The sequence below is a fragment of the Guyparkeria sp. genome (genome assembly GCF_046540515.1).
GTDB lineage: Bacteria > Pseudomonadota > Gammaproteobacteria > Halothiobacillales > Halothiobacillaceae > Guyparkeria.
The window spans coordinates 15,528-33,216 of record NZ_JBKHFB010000002.1 but is presented as its reverse complement, the minus strand read 5'-3'; the positions used below and the strand labels follow the sequence as shown (position 1 = coordinate 33,216).

16 protein-coding genes are annotated in these 17,689 nt (G+C 65.6%); 8 read left to right on the top strand and 8 right to left on the bottom strand.

Going from position 1 to position 17,689, the window contains the following annotated elements:
* Positions 1-66: 66 nt before the first annotated feature.
* Positions 67-1,242, bottom strand: a complete 1,176-nt coding sequence (locus ACLFRM_RS00445; protein WP_410753606.1) for an efflux RND transporter periplasmic adaptor subunit — start codon at positions 1,240-1,242, stop codon at positions 67-69.
* Between the two features lie 255 nt (positions 1,243-1,497).
* Here ACLFRM_RS00445 and ACLFRM_RS00440 point away from each other — a divergent pair, with 255 nt between their 5' ends.
* Positions 1,498-1,842, top strand: a complete 345-nt coding sequence (locus ACLFRM_RS00440; RefSeq protein WP_410753605.1) for a histidine triad nucleotide-binding protein — start codon at positions 1,498-1,500, stop codon at positions 1,840-1,842.
* Between the two features lie 30 nt (positions 1,843-1,872).
* Here ACLFRM_RS00440 and rsgA read toward each other — a convergent pair whose 3' ends face one another.
* Entirely contained in the window at positions 1,873-2,850 is a 978-nt protein-coding gene (gene rsgA, locus ACLFRM_RS00435) for a ribosome small subunit-dependent GTPase A (protein ID WP_410753604.1), read from the bottom strand.
* A 9-nt stretch (positions 2,851-2,859) separates the two neighbouring features.
* On the bottom strand, positions 2,860-4,293 hold the full coding sequence (mgtE, locus tag ACLFRM_RS00430) for a magnesium transporter (RefSeq protein ID WP_410753602.1): 1,434 nt from the start codon (positions 4,291-4,293) through the stop codon (positions 2,860-2,862).
* 226 nt (positions 4,294-4,519) lie between these two features.
* Here mgtE and orn point away from each other — a divergent pair, with 226 nt between their 5' ends.
* The 7 genes from orn to ACLFRM_RS00395 all read left to right on the top strand — a co-directional run bounded on the left by orn (position 4,520) and on the right by ACLFRM_RS00395 (position 12,678).
* On the top strand, positions 4,520-5,065 hold the full coding sequence (gene orn, locus ACLFRM_RS00425; protein ID WP_410753601.1) for an oligoribonuclease: 546 nt from the start codon (positions 4,520-4,522) through the stop codon (positions 5,063-5,065).
* Positions 5,066-5,142: 77 nt separating this feature from the next.
* Entirely contained in the window at positions 5,143-5,955 is an 813-nt protein-coding gene (dapB, locus tag ACLFRM_RS00420) for a 4-hydroxy-tetrahydrodipicolinate reductase (protein ID WP_410753600.1), read from the top strand.
* Between the two features lie 180 nt (positions 5,956-6,135).
* Positions 6,136-7,290, top strand: coding sequence for a glutamine-hydrolyzing carbamoyl-phosphate synthase small subunit (gene carA, locus ACLFRM_RS00415; RefSeq protein ID WP_410753599.1), 1,155 nt, complete (start codon positions 6,136-6,138; stop codon positions 7,288-7,290).
* A 56-nt stretch (positions 7,291-7,346) separates the two neighbouring features.
* Positions 7,347-10,580, top strand: a complete 3,234-nt coding sequence (gene carB, locus ACLFRM_RS00410) for a carbamoyl-phosphate synthase large subunit (RefSeq protein WP_410753598.1) — start codon at positions 7,347-7,349, stop codon at positions 10,578-10,580.
* Positions 10,577-11,059 carry a transcription elongation factor GreA gene (gene greA / locus ACLFRM_RS00405; RefSeq protein WP_410753596.1) on the top strand — a complete coding sequence of 161 codons (483 nt, stop codon included), beginning with the start codon at positions 10,577-10,579 and terminating at the stop codon, positions 11,057-11,059. Before carB ends, greA begins: the two co-directional genes overlap by 4 nt.
* A 63-nt stretch (positions 11,060-11,122) precedes the next feature.
* Positions 11,123-12,403 (top strand): serine--tRNA ligase, encoded by a 1,281-nt coding sequence (serS, locus tag ACLFRM_RS00400; protein WP_410753595.1) that lies wholly within the window; start codon positions 11,123-11,125, stop codon positions 12,401-12,403.
* Complete coding sequence (locus ACLFRM_RS00395) at positions 12,400-12,678, top strand: acyl carrier protein (protein WP_410753594.1); 279 nt, start codon at positions 12,400-12,402, stop codon at positions 12,676-12,678. The genes serS and ACLFRM_RS00395 overlap by 4 nt, the downstream gene beginning before the upstream one ends.
* Positions 12,679-12,780: 102 nt before the next feature.
* Here the strand turns inward: ACLFRM_RS00395 and ACLFRM_RS00390 are convergent, their stop codons facing one another.
* From ACLFRM_RS00390 to aceF, 5 genes are all read right to left on the bottom strand, one after another.
* Positions 12,781-13,029 carry a YfhL family 4Fe-4S dicluster ferredoxin gene (locus ACLFRM_RS00390; protein ID WP_410753593.1) on the bottom strand — a complete coding sequence of 83 codons (249 nt, stop codon included), beginning with the start codon at positions 13,027-13,029 and terminating at the stop codon, positions 12,781-12,783.
* A gap of 103 nt (positions 13,030-13,132) precedes the next feature.
* Positions 13,133-13,618 carry a pantetheine-phosphate adenylyltransferase gene (gene coaD, locus ACLFRM_RS00385; RefSeq protein WP_410753592.1) on the bottom strand — a complete coding sequence of 162 codons (486 nt, stop codon included), beginning with the start codon at positions 13,616-13,618 and terminating at the stop codon, positions 13,133-13,135.
* 41 nt (positions 13,619-13,659) lie between these two features.
* Positions 13,660-14,445 (bottom strand): sulfite exporter TauE/SafE family protein, encoded by a 786-nt coding sequence (locus tag ACLFRM_RS00380; RefSeq protein ID WP_410753591.1) that lies wholly within the window; start codon positions 14,443-14,445, stop codon positions 13,660-13,662.
* 30 nt (positions 14,446-14,475) lie between these two features.
* Positions 14,476-16,242, bottom strand: coding sequence for a dihydrolipoyl dehydrogenase (lpdA, locus tag ACLFRM_RS00375; RefSeq protein ID WP_410753590.1), 1,767 nt, complete (start codon positions 16,240-16,242; stop codon positions 14,476-14,478).
* 10 nt (positions 16,243-16,252) lie between these two features.
* On the bottom strand, positions 16,253-17,581 hold the full coding sequence (gene aceF, locus ACLFRM_RS00370) for a dihydrolipoyllysine-residue acetyltransferase (RefSeq protein ID WP_410753589.1): 1,329 nt from the start codon (positions 17,579-17,581) through the stop codon (positions 16,253-16,255).
* Positions 17,582-17,689: the final 108 nt, after the last annotated feature.

The following is a 17,689-nucleotide window of genomic DNA, read 5'->3' as shown; positions in this document are numbered from 1 at the left end:
ATGGTCTCCGGTGCCCTCGTCAGGAGGGCGTCACGGGCAGGTTGAGTGGAAAGGGCGAGACGCGGTTCAGGCTCCGTTATCGTCTTTCCGATCCCGGTCGTCCTTCGGGTCCTGCGGGTCGACCGGCTTGCCCGGGCGGACCTTGAGAAGGCCGTCGACGATAAGTCGTTCGCCTGGCTCGAGGCCGGACTCGACGATGCGGCCCTTATCGCTCATCGGCCCCAGTTCCACCCGACGTTGCTCGGCCTTGTCCTCGTCATCGAGCACGTAGACCACCGTGCTGTTGGGTTCGGCGCCGGTTCCGATCGCGCTCTCGGGAATGATCACCGCGTCGCTGACCTCGTCGACCTTCAGTCGGACCCGCAGGTAACGGTTTGGCCGCAACACGTCGCCCGGGTTGTCGAACACACCACGCAGTTCGATCGAGTTGGTACCCCGATCGATGCTGGCCGAGCGGTAGTCGAGCTCACCGGTGATCGTCTCGCCCTCGGGGCCGGTGATGTTGGCGATTTCGGCTGGTGTCTTCCGTTCCGTGGAGGGATTGAGTGCCGGTCTGTCGGCAAACGGGTCGTCCACCGGGTAGGACAGCGTGACCTGGATCGGATCGATTTCCTCGATGCTTACCAGTCGGTCGCCCACGCCGACCAGATTGCCCGGGTCGACGGCACGCCGACCGGCGATGCCCGGGATGGGCGCGGCCACCGAGGTGTAGTCGAGATCGATCTGGGCAGACTCCAGCTGTGCCTCGGCGACCTTGACTGCGGCCTGGGCAGTCTCGAGGGCCGAACGGGCGTCGTCGCGCTGCTTCTCGCTGGCCACGCCACGATCGAACAGCGAACTGTTACGGCGCCAATCACGCTCCGCGGCGGCGAGTGTCGCGCGGGCCGAGGCCAGGTCGGCCCCGGCCTTGTTCACGCTCGCCCGGTACGGCCGTTCATCGATACGGAACAGAGCGTCACCTTTCTCCACCCGCTCACCCTCGACGTAATCGCGCGACTCGAGGATGCCGCCGACCTGGGCTCGCACCTCGACATGGCGATTCGCTTCGGTACGGCCGGTGAACTCCTTGTAAACCGAAGCGCTGGCCGGTTCGATCTGGATGACGGGCACCTTGGGCGGCGGCTGCTTTCCGCCGGACTGGGCCTGAGCGGGCAGACTGGCCACCATCAGCAACACGGCCGGCGCAATCGCGACCATGAACGGACGGGATCTGAGCGAGAACGGGGCGCGGATCGGGGACATGGGGTGTACCGGGTCGATGACAGGCAGGGCCTGCCGGGGTTGACGCAATCTGGGTCGGGCGACGCACGATCGGACCGCCGCACCGCAAAAAGGTAGTCTACTAATGAATTAGTTGGCCATCAATCGGCATGATCGCCGCAGCGGCGGATGGCGGCGCCCCGGGGAGAGCAGAACTTAGGCTAAGCTGGACGGGAATTCACGTGGTTCCCAAGTGCCCACCCTAATTCATCGTTTCATTTGCTGGGAGGCTCGACCGTGAGCGAAACCATCTTCACCAAGATCATCAACCGCGAAATACCGGCGGAAATCGTGTTCGAGAACGAACGGATACTCGCCTTCCGCGACATCAATCCGCAGGCGCCGGTGCATTTGTTGATCATCCCGAAAAAGCCCATCCCCACACTGAACGATATCACCCCGGAGGATGCGCCCCTGATCGGGGAGCTGTTCGTGGTAGCCCGCGAGCTGGCCGCGCTGGAGGGTGTCGACGAGTCAGGCTACCGTACGGTGTTCAACTGCAATCGTGACGGCGGTCAGGAGGTCTACCACCTGCACCTCCACCTGCTGGGTGGGCGTGCGATGCAGTGGCCGCCGGGCTGACGCGACTGAAGTGATCGCGACCGCGCGTCTTCAGTCGCTCGTGGCGCGCAGCGCCTGATACTGCTGCAGCCGCCGCTCGAGTATCTCGCCGTCGTCCACGGCGGCCCGCACCGCGCATCCGGGTTCGTTGATGTGTCGACAGTCGTTGAAACGACAGTAGGCCGACGCGGCGTGGATCTCGGGGAAAGCCTCCTCCAGGGCCTCGGTTGGAACGGTGTCGACCGGGAAATCGCGCACGCCGGGCGCGTCGATCAGCCCTCCCTCGCCATCGGGGAACCGGTAGAGGGTGCTCGCACGGGTGGTGTGCGTCCCCTCGCGGTTGAACGCCGAGATCGCGCCGATCGCCGCCTGGTCGGCGCGGGGCGTGATTTCGCGTGAGAGGGAGGTCTTGCCCACACCGGACAATCCCACCGCGAGGGTGACCTGGTCGTGCAGTCGCTCGCGCAGGGTCTCGATGCCCTCGCCGGACTTGACCGAGGTGCGGATCACCTCGAATCCCAGCGACGCCCACAGGGCGACGGTCGCCTCGATGCACTCGCGTTGCTCGGCGTCGATCTCTGCCAGCAGGTCGGTCTTGTTGAGCACGATCACCGGACGGGCGGGTAACGCGAACACGGCCACCAGGGTGCGCTCGACCACCTCGGGGTTCATCCATGGCAGCACCGAGGTGACCACCAGCACCTGGTCGATGTTGGCGGCCATCATCTTCTTCTTTCCGTAGGCGTCGGGGCGGATCAGCAGGTTGCGACGGTCCTCGCGCTGCTCGATCAACACGTTGTCCTGCTCGTCGCGTTGCCAGCGGATACGATCGCCCGTGGTCAGACGGCCGACCGTGCGCCGTGCCCGACCGCGGTGAAGATGATGCTCGGCATCCTCGATCAGCAGGTCGTGGCCGTGGTGCGTGACCACGATGCCCGGCTCCAGTGAGGAATCGGTGTCGTTCGCGACGCGCCGTCGGCGATCGATCTGACGCTGCTGCTGCTTGCTCAGGCGGATCTTGCGGGTCATCGCGGGAACCTAGAGCAGGAAGAGGGTGGCCAACCCGAGGAAGATGAAGAAGCCCCCCGAATCGGTGATTGCGGTGATCATGACCGCGCTGCCGAGCGCCGGGTCACGGCCCATGCGGGTCCGCACGATCGGGATGGTCACGCCGAAGAACGCCGCACTCAGGAAGTTCAGGGTGACCGCGGCGACCATCACGGCCGAGACGCCGGCGTTCTGGTACATCACGAACGTGACGATACCCAGCACGCCCCCCCAGACCACCCCGTTTATCAGCGCGACCTTCAGTTCCTTGCCGTAGAGCAGCCGGATGTCGCCGCCACCCAGCTTGCGGAAGGCCAGTTCACGCACGATCATCGTGATGGTCTGGTTGCCGACGTTGCCGCCCATGCCCGCCACGATCGGCATCAAGACGGCCAGCGCCACCAGTTGCTGGATCGAGCCCTCGAACAGGCCGATGACCTGGGCGGCGACGATGGCCGTGACCAGATTCACCGCAAGCCACGGGGCCCGGTTCTTCACCGACTTGCGCACCGGGGCGAAGATGTCCTCCTCCTCGGACAGGCCCACCTGCGAGAGTCGTTCCTCGTCGCTGGATTCGCGGATGAAGTCGACCACCGCGTCGATGGTGACCCGACCGACGAGACGATCGACTTCGTCGACCACCGGCGCGCTGACGAGATCGTAGCGCTCGAAGGCATCCGCGCCGTCGCGCGCCTTGTCCTCCGGGTGGAAGCGCACCGCGTCGCCTTCCATCACGTCGGCTATCCGCGTCTCGGGGTCGTTGAGCAACAGCGTCTTGAGATGGATGACGCCCTCGAACAGCCCGTCGCGGTCGGTGACGAACAGCTTGTCGGTGTGGTCGGGCAGCGAATCCATCCGCCGTAGATAACGCAGGGCCACCTCGATGGTCACGTCGCCGCGCACCGTGACCAGGTCGAAGTCCATCAGCGCGCCGATGGTGTCCTCGTCGTAGGACATGACGAAGCGCAATTTCTCACGGTCGTCGATCGGCAGGGCGGTGAACACGTCCTGCATCATGCCTTCGGGCAGGTCGGGGGCCAGGTCGGCGAGCTCGTCGGTGTCGAGCGTCGAGGCGGCGTTGAGGATCTCCTCACGATCCATGACCTCGATCAGGGTGTCGCGGACCGAATCGGAAACCTCCAGCAGCACCTCGCCGTCTCGATCCGAATGCACCAGCTCCCAGATGATCAGTCGCTCGTCCTGGGGAAGGGACTCGAGCACCTTGGCGACGTCGGCGGCGTGGAGTCGCTCGATCTTGCGTGCGAGGTTGGCCAGCTCGTGCCGGGTCAGCTCCGAGAAGGGGAGGTGGGACTCGCCTGGTTCGCCGCCTCGATCCGCCTCTACCTGCCGGGAGAGCGTGTCGCGAATCTCGTGGATCAGCGAGTCGAGCTCTTCCTGGCGGTCGGTGTCGGTTAGTTCAGCCATGAACATCGGATTCCGGCGGTACGGACGGGGCGGGAAGCCCCCGTCGAGGGTGGATTGGGCCGGCGCCCAGTATAGCGGACGGCGCGAGCCCCGAGCAGGGTACACACCTGTTGGGCACGGCGTGACGACCGCGTTGACGTGCTAGGCTTCTGGGCGCCTCGGTACCCATGTCCCCGCGTTCGGTCACCGCCACGCCACGGTGCACCGCATCAATAGGAGAGAGTCCATGCACGCCCCGGAAGACAATCTGATCTGGATCGATCTCGAGATGACGGGACTGGACCCGGTCCGGGACACCATTATCGAGATTGCCACCCTCGTGACAGACAAGCATCTCAACGTGCTCGCCGAAGGCCCGGTCATCGCGATCAATCAGCCCGAGGCCAAGCTGGCCGGCATGGACGAGTGGAACCAGCGCGTGCATGGGCAGAGCGGCCTGATCGAGCGCGTGCGCCAGAGCGACTGCGATCTGCGCTGCGGGGAGACCCGCACGCTGGAATTCCTGCGCCAGTACGTGCCGCAAGGAAAGTCGCCGATGTGCGGCAACAGCATCTGCCAGGATCGGCGGTTTCTCGCCCGCCTGATGCCCGAGCTGGAAGCCTATTTCCACTATCGCAACCTCGATGTCTCTACCATCAAGGAGCTGGCGAGACGCTGGCAACCGGACGTGCTCGCGGGCTTTCGCAAGCCCTCCAGCCATCAGGCCATGGACGACATCCGTGGCTCGGTGGCCGAGCTGTCGCACTACCGGGCGGGCTTTTTCAAGCTCTGAGGACCGCCCCGAAGTCGCGCATTGGTAGAATCCGGGCAATCACCCACCATGACGAGCAGGGAGTCAGGCAAGAAATCATGAGCACACGAGTCGGGATTGTTGGCGCCAACGGCCGCATGGGGCGTCGACTGATCGAAGCGGCCCACCAGGGTGGTTACACGCGGATGGGAGCGGCGTTCGCCCGTAGCGGCAGTCCGCTGATCGGCCAGGATGCCGGCCAGATTGCCGGGATCGGCCAGATCGGCGTGCCGGTGGTCGACGACCTGCCCGGTCACGATCATGACTTCGATGTACTGATCGACTTCACCTCCATTGAGGCGACGATGCGTCATCTCGCGATCTGCCGCGAGGCTGGCCGGGCGATCGTGATCGGCACGACCGGTCTGTCGGAGGCACAGAAGGACACACTGCAGGCCGCGGCGCGCGACATCCCGATCGTCTTTGCCCCCAACATGAGCATCGGCATCAACGTGCTGCTGCAGGTGCTCGGTCAGGTCGCCAGCATGCTCGGCGACGACTACGACGTGGAGATCATCGAGGCCCATCACCGGCACAAGGTCGACGCGCCGTCCGGCACCGCCTTGCGCCTCGGCGAGGCGGTGGCCGAATCGCTGGACCGTGACCTGCAGCGGGTGGCCATCTACGGCCGCGAGGGCATCACCGGCGAACGGACCGCGGAGACCATCGGGTTTTCCACCATCCGCGGTGGCGATGTGGTCGGCGACCACACCGTGCTGTTCGCCGGGATCGGCGAGCGAGTCGAGATCACGCACAAGGCCTCCAGCCGGATGACCTTCGCCAAGGGCGCGGTGCGAGCCGCCCACTGGGTCGCGGACAAGCCGGCCGGTCTCTACGACATGAGCCACGTCTTGGGCCTCAAGCCGGTGTGATCACCCCAACGGTTTGGGTGCAGCGGCAGCGATGCGGGAACGGTGTCGCAGCCGCCCTGACGTGGACAGCCTCGGGGGCTTTCAGTCATAATTGCGCCCCGAAACCGAGGCGCGCCGGCTGCCTCGGCGGCCGGCGCCGACTCGGGCGGGGCGAGATGACAATTCAGTGGGGGAAAGTTCTTGGATAGCACGGTCTCAGACGCGAACACCGGGCTCCCGGCCAACACCGCGCTCCTGGCTCTTGAAGACGGGAGCGTTTTTTACGGCACCTCCATCGGTGCCGATGGGGTGTCCGTGGGCGAGGTGGTGTTCAATACCGCGATGACGGGCTACCAGGAGATCCTCACCGACCCGTCCTATCGCCGGCAGATCGTGACCCTGACCTACCCGCACATCGGCAACGTCGGCATCAACGCCGAGGACGCCGAGTCCGACGCGGTCCATGTCGCCGGCCTGGTGATCCGCGACTCTGGCCAGATGAGCTCCTGGCGCGGTCAGCAGTCGCTGGAGGACTACTGTCGCGAGCACGACGTGGTCGCCATCGCCGAGGTCGATACCCGCGAACTCACCCGCCGCCTGCGCGATCAGGGTGCCATGAAGGGCTGCATCGTCGCCGGTAACGATCTCGATGCCACGGCCGCCATCGAGCAGGCGCAGGGCTTTGCGGGCCTGGCGGGCATGGACCTGATCCCCGAGGTCGGCACCCGCGAGGTGCGCGAGTGGGCCGAGGGCTCCTGGTGGGTGGCCGTCTCGGACCGGCCCGAACCGACCCGCCACGTCGTCGCCTACGACTACGGTTTCAAGCACAACATCCTGCGCAAACTGGTCGATCGCGGCTGCCGCATCACGCTCTTCCCGGCCGACACGCCGGTCGAGGAGCTTCTCGCCGCGAAGCCTGACGGGATCCTGGTGGGCAACGGGCCCGGCGATCCGGCGGCCTGCACCAAGGCTATCGCCGACATAGAGCGCTTCCTCGAGACCGGCATCCCGCTGTTCGGCATCTGCCTGGGTCACCAGTTGCTGGCACTGGCCAGTGGGGCGAAGACCAGCAAGATGAAGTTCGGCCATCACGGCGCGAACCACCCGGTCCAGGACATCGCTTCGAGGCGCGTGCTGATCTCCAGCCAGAACCATGGCTTTGCGGTCGAGGAAGACAGCCTGCCGGCCCACCTCGAGGCGACGCACCGATCACTGTTCGACGGTAGCCTGCAGGGCATCCGCCGTACCGACTGCCCGGCCTTCAGTTTCCAGGGGCACCCCGAGGCGAGTCCCGGGCCTCACGATCTCGACCTGCTGTTCGATCAGTTCGTCGAGAGCATCGACGCCCGTCGCTGATTCCGCCTTCCCAAGAACAACCAACTGCCCAGCCACGGCTGGCAGGTGAGTCGAGCATGCCAAAGAGAAACGATATCCAGAGTGTACTGATCATCGGCGCCGGGCCCATCGTCATCGGCCAGGCCTGCGAGTTCGACTATTCCGGGGCCCAGGCCTGCAAGGCGCTGCGCGAGGAGGGCCTGCGGGTCATCCTGATCAACTCCAATCCGGCGACCATCATGACCGACCCGGAGATGGCCGATGCGACCTACATCGAGCCGATCACCTGGGAGGCGGTCTCCGCCATCATCGAGAAGGAGCGCCCGGACGCCGTGCTGCCGACCATGGGCGGCCAGACCGCGCTCAACTGCGCGCTGGATCTCCACCGTCACGGCGTGCTCGACCGCTACGGCTGCGAGCTGATCGGCGCGAGCCAGGACGCCATCGACATGGCCGAGGACCGCGAGCGTTTCAAGGACGCCATGGCCGAGATCGGCCTGTCCACACCGGCCTCCACGGTGGTGCACACCTTCGATGCGGCCGTGGCCGCGCAGGTCGAGATCGGTTTCCCGGCCATCATCCGCCCGTCGTTCACCATGGGTGGCACCGGCGGCGGGATTGCCTACAACCGCGAGGAGTACGAGGAACTCGTCCGTCGCGGGCTGGATCTCTCGCCGACCAACGAGCTGCTGATCGAGCAGTCGGTGCTCGGCTGGAAGGAATACGAGATGGAGGTCGTGCGCGACAAGAACGACAATTCCATCATCATCTGCTCGATCGAGAACCTCGACCCGATGGGCGTGCACACCGGAGACTCGATCACCGTCGCCCCGGCGCAGACCCTGACGGACAAGGAATACCAGGTCATGCGCAACGCCTCGCTGGCGGTGCTCCGCAAGATCGGCGTGGAAACCGGCGGCTCGAACGTCCAGTTCGCGGTCAACCCGGCAAACGGCGACATGATCGTCATCGAGATGAACCCTCGGGTCTCGCGTTCCTCGGCACTGGCCTCCAAGGCCACCGGCTTTCCGATCGCCAAGGTGGCCGCCAAGCTCGCCATCGGCTACACCCTCGACGAGCTCAAGAACGACATCACCAGCGGCGCGACCCCGGCCTCGTTCGAGCCGACCATCGACTACGTGGTCACCAAGATCCCGCGTTTCACCTTCGAGAAGTTTCCGGCGGCCAATGACCGTCTCACCACGCAGATGAAGTCGGTGGGCGAGGTGATGTCGATCGGCCGCACGTTCTGCGAATCCCTGCAGAAGGGGCTGCGCGGCCTGGAGATCGGTCGCGACGGTCTCGACGAGGTGCTGGAAGGCAGCCTGTCCGATGACGACATCGAGGATCGGCTGGTGCGCGAGTTGCACTCGCCGGGTGCCGACCGGCTCTGGTACGTGGCCGACGCGTTCCGCCACGGCTTCGACGTCGAGCGCATCCACCGGCATTCGTTCATAGACCCGTGGTTCCTGCGCCAGATCGAGCACCTGGTACGCACCGAGGACGCCCTGCGTGGCGGCAAGCTCAAGGAGATCGGCACGGCGCAGATGTACCAGTTAAAGCGTCTGGGCTTCTCGGATGCGCGCCTGGCCAAGCTGCTCGACGAAACCGAGAGCACCGTGCGCAAGCACCGCCACGCCCTCGGCGTGCGTCCGGTCTACAAGCGGGTCGATACCTGTGCCGCCGAATTCCCGACCTCGACGGCGTACATGTACTCGACCTACGAGCCGTTCTGCGAGGCCGAGCCGTCCAGTCGCGAAAAGATCATGATTCTCGGCGGCGGGCCCAACCGCATCGGTCAGGGGATCGAGTTCGACTATTGCTGCGTGCACGCCGCGCTCGCCCTGCGCGAGGACGGCTACGAGACGATCATGGTCAACTGCAACCCCGAGACCGTCTCGACCGACTACGACATCTCCGATCGCCTGTACTTCGAGTCGCTGACCCTCGAGGACGTCCTCGAGATCATCGAGGTCGAGCAGCCGCGGGGTGTCGTGGTCCAGTTCGGTGGTCAGACGCCGCTGAAGCTCGCGCGTGACCTGGAAAAGGCCGGCGCCCCGATCATCGGCACCACGCCCGATGCGATCGACCGGGCCGAGGACCGTGAGCGCTTCCAGGACATGATCCACAAGCTGGACCTCAAGCAGCCGCCCAACCGCACCGCCAAGTCCGCGGACCAGGCCATTCACCTGGCCGCCGAGATCGGCTACCCGCTAGTGGTCCGCCCCTCCTACGTGCTGGGCGGCCGGGCGATGGAGATCGTGCACGACGAGGACGGGCTCAAGCGCTACATCCGGGATGCGGTCAAGGTGTCCAACGAGTCGCCGGTGCTGCTCGACCGCTTCCTGGATGACGCGACCGAGATGGACATCGATGCGGTCTGCGACGGCGAGGACGTGGTCATCGGCGGGTTGATGGAACACATCGAGATGGCCGGGGTCCACTCGGGTGACTCGGCCTGCTCGCTGCCGCCCTATACCGTGCCCCGCTCGGTGCAGGACCGTGTCCGCGAGCAGATCAGGGCCATGGCGCGCGAACTGAACGTGGTCGGCCTGATGAACACCCAGGTGGCTATCCAGGGCGACGACATCTACATCATCGAGGTCAACCCGCGCGCCTCGCGCACGGTGCCGTTCGTCTCCAAGGCGGTCGGCGTGCCGCTGGCGCAGATTGCCGCCCGGACGATGGCCGGGGTGAGTCTCAAGCGCCAGGGCATCACCGCCGAGCGCATCCCGCCGTTCTACTCGGTCAAGGAAGCGGTGTTCCCGTTCATCAAGTTCGCCGGTGTCGACCCGCTGCTCGGCCCGGAGATGAAGTCCACCGGCGAGGTGATGGGCGTGGGGCGCGAGTTCGGCGAGGCCTTCGCCAAGGCGCAGGCCGGCGCGAGCAACTCGCTGCCGCTGTCGGGCACGGCCTTCATCTCGGTGCGCAAGCAGGATTACAAGGGCATGCTGCCGGTCGCCAAGGCGCTGGTCGAGTGGGGCTTTTCGCTGGTCGCCACCCGCGGCACGGCGCGCTTCCTCGACGAGAACGGCCTGGCGGTGACCACGGTGAACAAGGTCACCGAGGGGCGGCCGAACGTGGTGGACATGATCAAGAACAAGGAGATCGCCATGATCGTGAACACCACCTCGAACAGCCAGCAATCGCGCAGCGATTCCTACGAGATCCGGCGCGAGGCGCTGCACTACCGCATCCCGTACTTCACCACCTTGGCCGGGGCCGAGGCGATGGCGCTGGCGTTGAAATATCTGCACCAGCCGGTCGCCGTCAACCGGCTGCAGGACCTGCATCAGGAGTGCGTTGCATGAACCAGACCCCGATGACGGCCGCCGGTGCGGCCAAGCTGGAGGAAGAGCTCAAGCGACTGCGCAGCGTCGAGCGTCCGCGCATCATCGCGGCGATCGCCGAGGCACGCGAGCTGGGCGATCTCAAGGAAAACGCCGAGTATCACGCGGCCCGCGAGGAGCAGGGCTTCGTCGAAGGGCGGATCAAGGAGATCGAGGCGAAGCTCTCGCACGCACAGATCATCGACGTTACCCGCATGCCGCCGGGTGACAAGGTGATCTTCGGGGCGACCGTGGAGCTGCTCGACCTGGATACCGACTCGGAGATCCGCTACAAGATCGTCGGTGACGACGAGGCGGACATCAAGCAGAACCTGATCTCGATCCACTCGCCGATTGCCCGCGCCCTGATCGGCAAGTCGGTCGGCGACGAGGTCACCTTCAATGCCCCGGGTGGCAAGACCCGAACCTTCGAGATCGTCGAAGTCGAGTACATCGCCTGACGAACCCTTCGGCCGGGCCGCACCGTCCCGGTCGACCTGTCCTTCGCAACCGACGGATTGCCCATGCTTGACGCCCGAGTTCTTCGCCAGGAAACCGACGACGTGGCCGCACGACTGGCCCGGCGGGGTTTTGCCTTCGACCGCGAACGCTTCGAGTCGCTCGAGTCCGAGCGCAAGGCGCTGCAGGTCGAGACCGAGTCCCTGCAGGCCGAGCGCAATGCCGAGTCGAAGAAGATCGGCAAGGCCAAGGCCGCCGGCGAGGATATCCAGCCGCTGATCGCGGCGGTGGGCGAGCTGGGCGACCGTCTGGACGCCGCCAAGGCGCGCCTCAACGAGATCGCCGAGGAACTCGATGGCTTTCTCGCCGGCATTCCGAACCTCCCCGACGACGACGTGCCGGTGGGCGAGAGCGAAGACGACAACGTCGAGATGCACGTCGTGGGCGACATCCCTTCCTTCGACTTCGAGGCTCGCGATCACGTCGACCTCGGTGCCGGGTTGGCGGGCATGGATTTCGAGGCCGCCGCCAAGCTGACCGGCGCGCGCTTTGTGACCATGTCCGGGCCGGTGGCCCGCCTGCATCGCGCGCTCGCCCAATTCATGCTCGATCTGCATACCCGTGAACATGGCTACACCGAGGTGCAGGTCCCGTTCATCGTGCACGCCGATTCGCTCTACGGTACCGGCCAGCTGCCCAAGTTCGCCGAGGACCTGTTCCGCCTCGAGGGCGAGGCGCCCTGGTACCTGATCCCGACCGCCGAGGTGCCGGTGACCAACCTCGCGCGCGATCGCATCCTCGAGCGCGACACGCTGCCGCTCAAGATGGTCGCGCACACGCCGTGTTTCCGCTCCGAGGCCGGGGCGGCCGGGCGCGATACCCGCGGGCTGATTCGTCAGCACCAGTTCGAGAAGGTCGAACTGGTCCAGATCGTGCCGCCCGGGGAGTCGGAGCGCGCGCTGGAGGAACTGACCGGTCACGCCGAAACAGTGCTCGATGCCCTCGGCCTGCCGTACCGCCGGCTGGCGCTGTGCACGGGCGACATGGGCTTTTCGGCGGCCAAGACCTACGACCTGGAGGTGTGGTTGCCGGGGCAGGGGCGCTATCGCGAGATCTCGTCCTGCTCGAATACACGCGATTTCCAGGCGCGACGGATGCAGGCCCGCACCCGGAACCCCGAGGGCAAGCCCGAGCCGGTGCACACCCTCAACGGCTCCGGGCTGGCGGTCGGGCGCACGCTGGTCGCCGTGCTCGAGAACTACCAGTGCGAGAACGGCGACGTCATCGTGCCCGAAGCGCTGCGATCGTACATGGGCGGCATCGAGCGGATCGAGGCGCGCGCATGAGCGTGGTGGCCGAACGGGACCCGGTGTTCGAGTCGGTCCGTGACGTGATCGTCCAGACCCTCGACCTGCCGGGCCCGAAGCAGCGTTTCGTCCCGGACAGCGGCCTGTTCGGCGAGATCCCGGAACTCGATTCGATGGGCGTGGTGCTGCTGCTGACCGCGCTCGAGGATCGGTTCGACATCCAGCTGTCCGACGACGAGATCGATGCCGAATGGTTCGAGACCTTCGGCTCGGTGGCGAACTTCATTCGTGAGCGCGTGGAACAATCCGGCTGAAACCGGTCTCCTGCCGACGGCCGTGCCGGCCGGCCGAACGTGAAAAGGCCCGCCAGATGGCGGGCCTTTCTGCGTCCTGGCGATTGCCGGGGTGATGCCGGATCAGTTGCCGGTCAGCTGGTGGTACTTGCCCATCAACTGGTCTTCGGTCTCTTCGTTGTCCGGGTCGGTGATGATGCAGTCGACCGGGCAGACCTCGACGCATTGCGGCTCGTCGTAATGGCCCACGCACTCGGTGCACAGGTTGGGCTCGATCTCGTAGATCTCGTCACCCTGGGAAATGGCGCCGTTCGGGCATTCCGGCTCGCAGACATCGCAGTTGATGCATTCGTCGGTAATCAGCAGGGACATGCGGATTCCTCCCCAAGTAACTGGTCGGTTAATGGGGCATAGGATAACAGCTAACGCCGGATTTGGCGCGCCTGACGGCATAATTTCCTAGTGTCATGCTTGGTTACTTTTCGGCCAGCGCCTCGACCACGGCAGGGGGAACGAAATCGGTCACGTCGCCACCCAGTCGGGCCAGTTCGCGCACGATGCTCGAGGAAATGAAACCCAGGTCCTCGGCCGGGGAGAGAAACACCGTTTCCAGCTCGCTGTTCAGCCGCCGGTTGATCGCGGCCAGCTGGATCTCGTACTCGAAATCGCTTACCGCCCTCAGCCCGCGCACGAGGGCGGTGGCGCCGACCTTCTGGGCGAACTCGACCAGCAGACCGTCGAAGGAGTCGACCCGAATCACGCCGCCGCTGTCGCCGATCGCCGCCTCGGCCAACGCGCGACGCTTTTCCAACGGGAACAGCGTGCGTTTGCCCGAGTCGCCGGCGACGGCGACGATCACCTCGTCGAACAGGCGTGCCGCGCGATGGGCGAGATCGACATGGCCGTAGGTGATCGGGTCGAAGGTGCCCGGGTAGACCGCGATGCGTTTCCTGGCTGTCATGAAAGGCCTCGCAGGAATGAGATGGGCGTGAGGTGCCGGAATCAGGAAAGGATCATGTGAATGCCGAGTCCCATGAGCACGAAGGCAAAGATGCGCTTGAGCGTCCTGGCCGGCAGTATCTGCGCGAGTTTGGCACCGATGGGCGCGAAAAGCACCGAGAACACCGCGATACCGAGCAGGGCGGGCAGGTAGACGTAACCGGCGGTCATTTCGGGCAGGCCCTCGATGGCCCAGCCGCTGACCACGTAACCGGCGGCGCCGAACAGGGCGGTCGGAAGCGTCAGCGAGGCACTGGTCGCGATGGCGTTGCGCGCCGTGATGTTGCAGTAGAGGAAGAACGGCGTGGTCATGGCACCGCCGCCCATGCCCATGATCGAGGCGATGGTGCCGAAAGAGGTGGACACGCCCGTCAGGGGCACGATACCGGGCAGCTGTCGGCTCGCCGGGGGCGTCCGGCCGAAGGCCATCTGCAACGCCACGCCGATCTCGAGCACACCGAATACGATCTTGAGCACGTCCCCGGGCAGGTAGTGCGCCACGGCCGAGCCCAGAACCGCCCCGAGCGCCATCCCCGGAGCGAATCGCGCGAACACGCCCCACAGCACGCCGCCATGGCGATGATGGCTGTAGACCGAGGTAATCGAGGCGAACACGATTGCCGCCAGTGATGTGCCGATGGCGATATGCACCAGGTGGGAGCCGCTGATGCCGATGGTCGGGAAGATCATCAGCAGCACGGGCACCATGATCAGTCCACCGCCGATACCCAGCAATCCCGCGGCGAGTCCGCCGACCATGCCGAGTATGGCGAACAGCAGGTATTCCACTGGCTAGCTCCCTCAGGCCGGTGCCTGCAGTCAGCGCTTCTTCGGTGGCAGAAGATCGGTGATCGTGCCTTCGGCCATCTCGGCGGCGAAGCCGAGCGTCTCCGACAGGGTGGGGTGCGGATGGATGGTCAGGCCGATATCGGCCATGTCCGCCCCCATCTCGATGGCCAGCATGGCCTCGGCCACCAGCTCGCCGGCATTCGGACCGACGATGCCCGCACCGAGCAGACGATGCGTCTCCTTGCAGAACAGCGCCTTGGTCAGACCTTCGTCGCGGCCGAGACTGAGCGAGCGTCCCGAGGCGGCCCAGGGGAAGGCGCCTTTCTCGTACTCGATGCCCTCGGCCTTGAGCTCGTCCTCGGTCTTGCCGGCCCATGCGACCTCGGGGTCGGTGTAGGCCACGCTCGGGATGCCCATCGGCGTGAAGGCCGACGGCAGGCCACAGATGACCTCGGCGGCCACCTTGCCCTCGTGCACCGCCTTGTGGGCGAGCATCGGCTGACCGACCACATCGCCGATGGCGTGGATGTGCTCGACATTGGTGCGCATGCGCTCGTCGACGGCGATGAAGCCGCGTTCGTCGACCGACACGCCGGCCTTGTCGGCATCGATCTTCTTGCCGTTCGGCGCGCGCCCGACCGCGACGAGAATGCGATCGAAAACAGCGGTTTCGGGCGTGTTCTTGCCCTCGAAAGTCACATGCAGCCCGTCTTTCTTCGCCTCGACATTGGTCACCTTGGCGCCGAGGAAGATGTCCTGGTAGCGCTTCTTGAGGATCTTCAGCAGCGGGCGGGTGAGATCCTTGTCGGCACCCGGGATGATGGTGTCGGCGAGCTCGACGATCGAGATCTCGGCACCGAGCGAATCGTAGACCTGAGCCATCTCCAGGCCGATGATGCCGCCGCCGATCACCAGCATCTTGCCCGGCACTTCCTCGAGCTCGAGTGCGTCGGTGGAGTCCATCACGCGCGGGTCGTCGTGCGGGATGAACGGCAGCTTCACCGGCTGCGAGCCGGCGGCAATGATGGAATGCTCGAAACGCACCAGCGTCTCGTTGCCCTCGTCATCCACCACCTTGACGTGCTGCGGGTCGACGAAGCGGCCGTAGCCACGGACGATCTGCACCTTGCGCTGCTTGGCCAGGGCCTCGAGGCCGCCGGTGAGCTTCTTGATCGTCTTTTCCTTGAACCCGCGCAGCTTGTCGAGATCGATCTTCGGCTCGGCGAAGGTCACCCCGTGGTCGCCCATCGAGCGTGTCTCGTTCAATACCTCGGAGACGTGCAGCAGGGCCTTGGAGGGGATGCAGCCGACGTTCAGGCAGACACCGCCGATGACGGGATAGCGCTCGATCAGCACCACCTTCTTGCCCAGGTCCGCGGCACGGAAGGCGGCGGTGTAGCCACCCGGGCCCGAGCCGAGCACGCAGACCTCGCACTCGACGTCGGCCTGCTGGTCGGTCGCTGCGGCAGCGGCCGGAGCAGGGGAGGTTTCCTTGTCCTCGGTAGTCGATGTTTCTTCCGCGGGCGCCTCGCCAGCCTCGTCGCCGGCGTCACCGTCGGTCGCCGGCTCGTACTTGGCGATCGGTTTGCCGGTACTGACCTTGTCGCCCACGCCGATGAGCATCTCGGTGATCTTGCCGGCCGCCGGGGCCGGGATCTCCATCGTGGCCTTGTCGGTCTCCAGCGTGATCAGCGAGTCCTCGGCTTCGACGGTATCGCCGGCCTCGACCAGCACCTCGATGATCTCGACTTCGTCAAAGTTGCCGATGTCCGGCAGGTTGATGGTTTCGATGGTCATCCGGCGCTCCTTACAGCATCAGTTCGCGAAGATCGGTGAGCGTGCGCGAGAGCGTGGTCATGAACCGGGCCCCCTCGGCGCCATCGATGACGCGGTGATCGTAGGACAGCGCCAGCGGCAGCATCAGGCGCGGCTCGAACTCCGAGCCGTTCCAGACCGGCTGCATGCTGGCCTTGGACACGCCCAGGATGCCCACTTCCGGGCCGTTGACGATCGGGGTGAACTGCGTGCCGCCGATGCCACCAAGGCTGGATACGGAGAAGGTGCCGCCCGAGAGGTCCTCGCCGGTCAGCTTGCCGGTGCGGGCGCGTTCGGAGATGGCCATCAGTTCCTCGGAAAGCTCGAAGATGCCCTTCTGATCGACGTCGCGCACGACCGGCACGACCAGACCGTTCGGGGTGTCCACCGCCACGCCGAGGTTGATGTATTTCTTGACGATCAGGTGCTCGCCGTCGGGCGCGAGCGAGGCGTTCATGTTCGGGAACTCGCGCAGCACGTGGGCCAGCGCCTTGAGGACGAACACCAGCGGGGTCATCTTGATGCCGGCCTTCTCGGCGCGTGGCTTCAAGGACTTGCGGAAGGCCTCGAGCTCGGTGATGTCGGTCTCGTCGAACTGCGTGACGTGCGGGATATTGAGCCAGGCGGTCGACAGGTGCTTGCCCGAAAGCTTCTTGATCCGCGAGAGGGGCTTCTCCTCGATTTCGCCGAACTGGGAGAAGTCGATCTCCGGCAGCGGCGGGATGCCCGCACCGGTGGCCGCGCCACCCTTGGCCGCGCCTTCCATCACCTTCTTGATGGCGCCTTCGACGTCACTCTGGAGGATGCGGCCCTTGGGACCGGTGCCCGTGACGTTGGCGAGATCCACGCCCAGCTTGCGGGCGAACAGGCGCACCGACGGGCTGGCGTGTGATTTCGCACCGGCACTCTGGCGATTGACCGGGGCGGCGGCCGGCTCCGAGGGCTTTTCGGCGGCCGAAGCGGGCTTCTCCGGTTCGGTCGGCTTCTGCCCGGCGGTGTCGTCAGCAGGCGCCTCGGATGCCGCTTTATCGTCCGACTCTTCCTCGGTCGACGTTTTCTCGTTGGCGGGCGCGTCGGTATCTTCCTCGGCCTCGATCTCGGCGATGAGGTCGCCCCGGTTGAGGGTGTCGTCGACCTTGACCAGCACCTTCTTGATCTCGCCCGTGTAGGGGGACGGGATCTCCATCGTGGCCTTGTCCGATTCCAGCGTGATCAGCGAGTCTTCCTTTTCCACCCGGTCACCGGGCGAGACCAGCACCTCGATGACGGGGGTGTTCTCGTAATTGCCGATGTCGGGGAGGGTGATCGACTTGGTGGCCATCAGCCTGTCTCCATGAAAGGTTGCATGCGCGCCCGCGTGACGATGCGGACGTCGGATCGAATGGGGCCAAGCCATCGGCCGACCATTCGGTCACCGATGGCGGGCATG